Annotated in this window: 6 protein-coding genes; 3 read left to right on the forward strand and 3 right to left on the reverse strand. The window is 71.8% G+C overall.

Annotated features, from left to right (window positions below):
- Window positions 1–32 precede the first annotated feature (32 nt).
- On the reverse strand, window positions 33–2615 hold the full coding sequence (locus ACFTXQ_RS29325; RefSeq protein ID WP_382646255.1) for an ABC transporter permease: 2583 nt from the start codon (window positions 2613–2615) through the stop codon (window positions 33–35).
- Window positions 2612–3388: an ABC transporter ATP-binding protein gene (locus ACFTXQ_RS29330; RefSeq protein WP_382646257.1), complete on the reverse strand. Its 777-nt coding sequence runs from the start codon at window positions 3386–3388 to the stop codon at window positions 2612–2614. The genes ACFTXQ_RS29325 and ACFTXQ_RS29330 overlap by 4 nt, the downstream gene beginning before the upstream one ends.
- A 510-nt stretch (window positions 3389–3898) precedes the next feature.
- Between ACFTXQ_RS29330 and ACFTXQ_RS29335 the strand changes: the two genes are divergently transcribed.
- Both ACFTXQ_RS29335 and ACFTXQ_RS29340 read left to right on the forward strand, forming a co-directional pair.
- The gene (locus ACFTXQ_RS29335) at window positions 3899–5356 is read left to right on the forward strand and encodes an MFS transporter (protein WP_382646279.1); all 1458 of its coding nucleotides are present in this window, start codon (window positions 3899–3901) and stop codon (window positions 5354–5356) included.
- Between the two features lie 85 nt (window positions 5357–5441).
- Window positions 5442–6278, forward strand: coding sequence for a hypothetical protein (locus ACFTXQ_RS29340; protein ID WP_382646260.1), 837 nt, complete (start codon window positions 5442–5444; stop codon window positions 6276–6278).
- On the opposite strand, the gene ACFTXQ_RS29345 is transcribed toward ACFTXQ_RS29340, so the two are convergent.
- Window positions 6275–7147: an alpha/beta fold hydrolase gene (locus ACFTXQ_RS29345; protein ID WP_382646263.1), complete on the reverse strand. Its 873-nt coding sequence runs from the start codon at window positions 7145–7147 to the stop codon at window positions 6275–6277. The genes ACFTXQ_RS29340 and ACFTXQ_RS29345 overlap by 4 nt on opposite strands.
- Before the next feature lie 88 nt (window positions 7148–7235).
- Between ACFTXQ_RS29345 and ACFTXQ_RS29350 the strand changes: the two genes are divergently transcribed.
- Window positions 7236–7784 carry a CGNR zinc finger domain-containing protein gene (locus tag ACFTXQ_RS29350; protein WP_382646266.1) on the forward strand — a complete coding sequence of 183 codons (549 nt, stop codon included), beginning with the start codon at window positions 7236–7238 and terminating at the stop codon, window positions 7782–7784.
- Window positions 7785–7905: the final 121 nt, after the last annotated feature.

Below are 7905 nucleotides of genomic sequence, written 5' to 3' on the forward strand. Positions count from 1 at the left end.
CGGCGCCTGCCCGTAGGGCCGCGGCTGCCGTGCTACTCGCTGGCGATCGCGTTCAGGACGTTCATCCGCCCCGCCCTGAAGGCCGGGATCAGGGCGGCGAACAGGCCCACGAGGGCCGACCCGGCGAACACCCCGAGGATCGTCGGCCACGGGATCTCCAGCACCTTCAGGCCCTGGAGCGCGAGCAGCTGCTGCGCGGTGGCCCCCCAGCCCATGCCCAGCCCGAGGCCGAGCAGGGCGCCGAAGAGGGCGATGACCACCGACTCCAGGCGGATCATGCGGCGCAGCTGGCGGCGGGAGAGGCCGATGGCGCGCATCAGGCCGATCTCGCGGGTCCGCTCCACCACCGACAGGGCGAGGGTGTTCACGACGCCCAGGACCGCGACGATGATCGCGAGGGCGAGGAGCCCGTAGACGATGTTCAGGAGCTGGCCGACCTGGTCCTTCAGGGACTGCTTGTAGTCGGCCTGGTTGCGGACCACGTACTGCGGGTACTGCGCCAGCCCCGACTTGACGGCCGCGTAGACGGTGTCCTCGTCCTGCCCGTCCTTCGCGCTGGCCAGCAGCATGAAGGGGCGCGGCAGCCGGTCCGCCGGGACGTTCGCCTCGGCGACGGCGGTGCTGATGTACTTCATCGTCTTGTCGAGGTTGCCCTCGTCGCTGGTGATCGCCGCGACCTTCAGCTTGACGGTGTTGCCGCCGGTGAAGGCGACCGTCAGCTCGTCGCCGAGCTTGATGCCGTGCTTGGTGGCGTACTCCGATCCCACCGACATCGCGTTCGTCCCGTACGCCGCCGCGTGCTCGCCGGCGACCATCTTGCGGCGGATGTCCTTGGCGTACGTGGGATCGGTGGCGCCGAGGCCCACTTCCTCGCTGGTGCCGTCGGGCGCGGTGACCTTGGCGTCGACCTCCCGGTAGGCGGTGACGTGGTCGAGGTCCTTGACGGCGCGGATCGCCTGCTCGGCCTGCGGCATGACCGGCTGCCTGGTCTGGGATTCGACGATGAAGTCCGCGCCGACCGACTTGTCGAGCTCTTCGGTGGCGGAGGCCACCATCGAGGAGCCGACCACCGACAGGCAGGCGACCAGCGCCAGGCCGATCATCAGGGCGGCCGCGGTGGCACCGGTGCGGCGCGGGTTGCGCAGGGCGTTGCGCTCGGCGAGCCGGCCGACGGACCCGAAGGGCCGCAGGACGATGCCCGACAGCACCCGCACCACTCCCGCGGCGAGCAGCGGGCCGATCACGATGAAGCCGATGAGGGTGAAGACGACGCCCAGCCCCAGCCAGAGCGATCCGGGGCCGGCCTCGTCGGCGGCCGAGGCCAGGTAGAGCCCCGCGCCGCCGATGGCGGTGAGGACCAGGCCGAGGACGGCGCGGACCCGGCCGGCCTTCTTGTCGCCGGGGGTGCCCGACTCGCGCAGGGCGGCCATCGGGGAGACCTTGCCGGCCCGGCGGGCCGGGATGAAGGCGGCGACGACGGTGACGACGACACCGAGGACGATGCCGACGACCGGGGTGGTCCAGGCGACGGTGAGGTCGTCGGTGGACAGGTTCATGCCCATCTGCCCCATGAGCTTCATCAGCCCGACGGCCAGGCCCACACCCACCCCGACGCCCGCGGCCGAGCCGACGAGACCGAGGAGGAAGGCCTCCAGGACGACGGAGTTCAGCACCTGGCCGCTGTCGGCGCCGATGGCGCGCATCAGGCCGATCTCGCGGGTGCGCTGGGTGACCAGCATGGCGAACGTGTTGAAGATCAGGAAGATGCCGACGAGGAAGGCGATGAGGGCGAAGCCGAGCATCGCGTACTTCATGACGTCGAGGAACGAGCCGACGTCCTTGCGGCCCTGGTCCGCGGATTCCTTCGCGGTCTGGAGCTTGTAGGTGCCGGCGCCGACGGCGGCGGCGATGTTCGCCTTGAGCTGCTCGTCGCTGACGCCGTCCTTGGCGGTGACGTTGATGTTGGTGAACGTGCCGGGCGCGCCGAGCAGCTCGCGCTGGGCGGTGGCCGTGTCGAAGTAGACGACGGTGGCGCCCGGGTTGGTCACCTTGAAGGAGGCGATGCCGGAGATCCTGGCGCGGAAGTCACCGGTGACGGCGATGGTGCGCAGCTCGTCGCCGATCTTCAGCTTGTGCTTCTTCGCGGTGTCGGCGTCGACCATCACCTCGGTGGGGCCGCGCGGCTCGTGGCCGGAGCTGACGGCCATCGACTTCAGCTCGTTGTCGTTCCAGCTGGCGGCGACCGTCGGGGCGCCGGAGGTCGGGCCGACGTTCTTGTTGTCGGCGCCCACGACCGTGACGGACATCGAGACGACGCTGCCCTGCGCGGACTGGACGCCCTGCACCGCCGAGACCTTCTGGACGGCGTCGCCGGGAATGGTCGCGGGGCGGGCGTTGCGCGGGTTCTCCACGTCCTCGTCGGCCGCCTTCGCGGAGACGGTGACGTCGGCGCCGGTGGTGGCGAACAGCTTGTCGAAGGTGGTGTTCATGGTGTCGGTGAACACCAGCGTGCCGCAGACGAACGCCACCGACAGCAGGACCGCGACGGCGGACAGCGCCATCCGTCCCTTGTGCGCGACGAAGTTGCGCCGGGAGGTCTTGATGACGGTGCTCATGAGGTCCGCCCGCGCGCGTCGAAGTCCTTCATGCGGTCGAGGACCTGGTCCGCGGAGGGCCCGTACATCTCGTCGACGATCGCGCCGTCGGCGAGGAAGATGACGCGGTCCGCGTAGGAGGCGGCGACCGGGTCGTGGGTGACCATGACGATGGTCTGGCCGAGCTCGTCCACGGAGCGGCGCAGGAAGCCGAGGACCTCGGCGCCGGCCCGCGAGTCCAGGTTTCCGGTCGGCTCGTCGCCGAAGATGATCTGCGGGCGGGCGGCGAGGGCGCGGGCGACCGCCACGCGCTGCTGCTGGCCTCCGGACAGCTCGGTCGGGCGGTGCTTGAGGCGGCCGGCGAGGCCGACGGTCTCCACGACCCGGTTCAGCCACTCCGCGTCGGGCTTGCGGCCCGCGATGTCCATGGGGAGCGTGATGTTCTCCAGGGCGTTCAGCGTCGGCAGCAGGTTGAAGGCCTGGAAGATGAAGCCGATCCGGTCGCGGCGCAGCTGCGTGAGCTTCTTGTCCTTCAGCCCGGTGATCTCGGTGTCGTCCAGGTGGATCCGCCCGCTGGTCACCGTGTCGAGCCCGGCGAGGCAGTGCATCAGCGTGGACTTGCCGGAGCCGGAAGGGCCCATGATCGCGGTGAACTGACCGCGCATGATGTCCACGTCCACCTCGTCGAGGGCGACGACGCGCGTCTCCCCGGAGCCGTAGGCCTTGACGACCTTGCGTGCCCGGGCCGCGACGGCTTCATGCCCTCCAGTACCCCCGTGCCTGGTTTCGGTCATAGCCGTTGTCACGGTCTTCTCTCCTTCTCGTGCGGTGGCGTGCGTCGTCGTCGTGCCGCCATGAAGTCTGGTGCGGGACGGGGCCGGGCGCGCTGGTGCCCATCGCCGTATCCGTCCGGGGGTTAACCCCACCCCCCGGGCCGCGTCTCTCCCCCCGGCCCGTGTTAACCAGTTAAGGACGCGGAAGGACCTTCGGCCTCATCCGCCGGGACGAAAGACCCCTGCCCCGTTGTGCTGAGTGACCCCTAGGGGTTCTCCGCCCTCCGGGGGAGCCGCCCTGGGGGATACCGCCGGATACGGCCATGGTGAGAAGGTGTTCCCCGCAGGTGCGTGCAGGGGGAAGGAATCTTCGTGGGCTCAGGGGAGAACACGGCCGGAGGCCCGGACGGCATACCGGGCCGGACCGCGGAAGGCCCACCGGTCAGCCGGGTTTCGGCCAAGGACTCCACGGCCGGGGCCGGCGGGACAGCCGGGCGCGGCCGGCCGCCGACCGCCGTGGTGGCCTCGCTGATGCTCGGGATGACGCTCGTCGCGCTCGACAGCACCATCGTCTCCACCGCCGTCCCCCAGATCGTGGGCGACATCGGCGGCTTCTCCGTCTTCTCCTGGCTCTTCTCCGGCTACCTCCTCGCCGTCACCGTCACCCTCCCCGTCTACGGCAAGCTGTCCGACACCTTCGGCCGCAAGCCCGTCCTCCTCTTCGGCATCGGCCTGTTCCTCGTCGGCTCGCTGCTCTGCGCGCTCGCCTGGAACATGGCCGCCCTCATCGCCTTCCGGATCGTCCAGGGCCTGGGCGGCGGCGCCCTCCAGGGCACCGTCCAGACCCTGGCCGGCGACCTCTACCCCCTCAAGGACCGCCCGAAGATCCAGGCCCGGATGTCCACCGTGTGGGCCACCTCGGCCGTGGCCGGCCCGGCGCTCGGCGGGCTGCTCGCCTCCTACGCGCACTGGCGCTGGATCTTCCTGATCAACCTGCCCCTGGCCGCCCTCGCCCTGTGGATGATCAGCCGTCACCTGACCGAGCCCGTACGGTCCCCCGGCCGCCGGGGCCCCGTCGACTGGGCCGGCGCCCTCGGCATCTTCGCCTGCGGCGGGCTGCTGCTCTTCGCGCTCGTCCAGGGCGGGGTCGCCTGGCCCTGGCTGTCCGCGCCCTCACTCGGACTGCTGGGCGCGAGCGCGGTACTGGCCGCGGCGGTCGTCCGGGTGGAGCGCCGGGCCGAGGAACCGATCCTGCCGGGCTGGGTCTGGCGCCGGCGCACCATCGCCGCCGTCAACCTCGCCATGGGCGCGCTCGGCCTGCTGATGGTCGCCCCGATGGTGTTCGTCCCGACGTACGCCCAGTCCGTGCTCGGCCTCGGGCCCGTCAGCGCCGGGCTGGTCATGTCCGTGATGACCCTGAGCTGGCCCATCACCGCCGCCTTCAGCCAGCACGTCTACCGCCGCATCGGCTTCCGCAACACCGCCGCCCTCGGGATCGCGCTGGCCGCGGTGATCCTCTTCGCCTTCACCCTGCTCCCCTACCCCGCCCGGCCCTGGCAGCCCGCGCTGATCATGCTGCTGCTGGGCGGCGCCCTCGGCCTCTTCCAGCTGCCGCTGGTCGTCGGGGTCCAGTCCACCGTGGGCTGGGCGGAACGCGGAACGGCCACGGCCTCGATCCTGTTCTCCCGCCAGGTCGGCCAGAGCGTGGGCGCGGCCCTGCTCGCGGCCGTCGCCAACGCCACCATCGCCGCCCGGCTGGTGCACGCCCCCATGCCCGGACTCCCGGACAAGCTGGACGACGTATCGAAGGCCCTCGACCAGCCCGGGCTGCTCCCGCAGGCCGCCGCCGACTACCTGCGCGAGGCCGTGGCCGCCGCCGTGGACCACATCTTCCTCGGCGCGACGTGCGCCGCCGTGGCCTCGCTGCTGGTCCTGCTGCTGGTGGCGCCGCGGAGGTTCCCGGTACTGCCGGAGCAGCGCGAGGAGTAGAGCGGCCCACTTGTCATGCCCGGAACCAACGGGTAAGTGTCTGTCGTCCAGTACGAGGACGGACCGCACCCCGGGGGGACGACGCATGGCTTCCGCACTCTTCGCACTGGCCTTACTGGCAGCACTGGCCGGGCCGATCGGCCTGCGGCTGCGCCGCCACCCCGGCTTCGTCACCGGCCGCGACGGCCGGCTGTCCACCTCCACGGCGCTGGCCCTGGCCTGGACGGTGCTCCTGGTCTGGCTGCTGCTCACGATCCTCGCCTACGGGCTCACCGCGGGCGGCGGGATCCCCTACTTCCAGGGCGCCGACGGCCCGCTGTCCACGCTGACGACGGTGTACCTGCCGCTGCTCGGGGGCCCGTACGCGGCCCTGATCGGCGCGAAGACGGTCGTCGGCATACGCGTGGAGCACGGCAGCCTGGCCAAGCCGGCCCCGAAGCCGAGCGCCTCGGGGCGCCGGCCGCTGCGGGAGCTGATCGCGAACGACAGCGGGCGGACGGACCTGGTCGACCTCCAGTACGTCACGCTGAACGCGGTCACGATGCTGTACGTGGCGCTGTTCTTCCTCGCGGACGTGGGCGGCGGGCTGCCGCGGCTCCCCTCGGAGATCTGGGCCCTGACGGGGGCGCCGGCGGGTGCCTACCTCCTGAACAAGCTGGCCACCCGGGCGAACCCGGTGATCACCCGGGCCAGCGTCTCCGAGGGCCTGCTCACCGTCGAGGGCGGCGGCTTCACCGAGCCCCGCCTCACGGTCGACGACACCCCCGTCCCCGCCACCCCGGACCCGGCCACCGGCACCCTGACGGCGCCCCTCCCCCCGTCCACCCGCCCCCCGTTCACGGTGGTGGTCACCTCCCGGGGCCTGCGCAGCGACCCCTTCCGCTACGAGTCCCCCGACCCGACCGTCCCGGCCGCGCCTTAGGGGAGTTCGGCCAGGAAGGCCGCGATCAGCGGGGCGATCTCAGCAAGGTGGGTCTCCAGGGCGAAGTGTCCCGCGCCCTCGAAGACGTGCACGGCCGCCCCGGCCGCATCCCGCAGATACGCCTTCGCCCCCGCCACCGTGAAGAACGGGTCCCCCGCCCCCCAGACCACCAGCACCGGCACGCCCGCGCTCCGCAACCACGCCTGCCATTCCGGGTAGCGCGCGAAGTTCGAGGCGTAGTCGAAGGCGAGGTCGGCCTGGGCATCGGCCCGCCCCGGCAGGCTCAGGTAGTGCACGTCGAGGGTCCAGCCCTCGGGGGAGATCAGACTGGTGTCGGCGACGCCGGTCTCGTACTGGAAGCGGGTGCCCTCCGGGGTGAACAGCCCCCGGACCCGCTCCTCGTTGCCCGGCACCTCCCGCCGGAGCCCGGCGAACTCGCGGGCCGCGTCCGAGAGCCCCTCCTCGTACGCGTTGCCGTTCTGCACGATCAGCCCGCTCACGCGGTCCGGCCTGCGCGTGGCGAGCCGCAGCCCGACCGGCGCGCCGAAGTCGAAGACGTACAGGGCGTAGCGGTCGAGGCCGAGGGCGTCGGTGAAGCCCTCCAGTACATCGGCGAGCCGGTCGAAGGTGTACGTGAACCCCTCCGGCGCCTCGGTCCGCCCGAAGCCGGGGTAGTCCGGGGCGATCAGCCGGTACGGGGTGTCACCGAGGGCGTCCATCAGACGGGCGAACTGGTGCGAGGCGGTCGGGAATCCGTGCAGGAGCAGGAGGACGGGACCATCGGCGGGGCCGCTCTCACGGTAGGCGACGCGCACGCCGTCCACGTCGACAGCGCGGTACCTGACGGAAGGGATGGTACGAGCGGACATCACATGCCTCCAAGGCTCTTGGTGGCATTAGTTTTGCCTCTCTGAACCTAATGGGTCAAGCGATCCGAGTATCATTAGCCATGTGACAGTGACCTTTCCGCTTACCGGCGAGCCCCTGGCCCTGGACCTCCTCAACACCCGTACCGCCGAGGGCGATCTCGTCGCCGACCCGGAGGGTCTGGCGGCGTGGCTGGCCGAGCAGGCCGGGCGGCTGACGCCGCTCGGCGAGGTGGGAGCGGCAGAGGTGGCCGCCGCACGGGCCGTACGAGAGGCCGCGCGGGCGGCGCTGGACGCCGTGCGGGACGGCCAACGACCCCCCGCCGATGCGCTGCACGCGCTGAACGAGGCCATGGCCGCGGCCCCGGCCCACCGCGAGCTCGCCTGGACGCTGGAGACGGGCCTCACCACGGCCCCCTCCCGGACCGCCACCCCGGCGCGGCGACTGGCGGCCGAACTGGCCGAGGCGGCCGCAGACCTCCTGACCGACCCACGGGTGGGCTCGATCCGCGCCTGCGAGGCACAGGACTGCGTCCTGCTGTTCCTGCCGGCGCATCCCCGGCGCCGGTGGTGCGTGGCCGCCGCCTGCGGCAACCGGGCACGGGTGGCCCGCTACTACGCCCGCCACAAGAACCTCTGACCCGCGCCCGGGTCGGGGTCGGGGACGGGGTGGGGTGTCGGCCGGGACTAAAACGAGATGAATTCGGCGCAAGCCCCCACCCGGCAAAGCAACCTCGGAGGGGGCGCCGAACATCGAAGCC

It is taken from the genome of Streptomyces sp. NPDC057010 (assembly GCF_042673805.1).
Classification (GTDB): domain Bacteria; phylum Actinomycetota; class Actinomycetes; order Streptomycetales; family Streptomycetaceae; genus Streptomyces.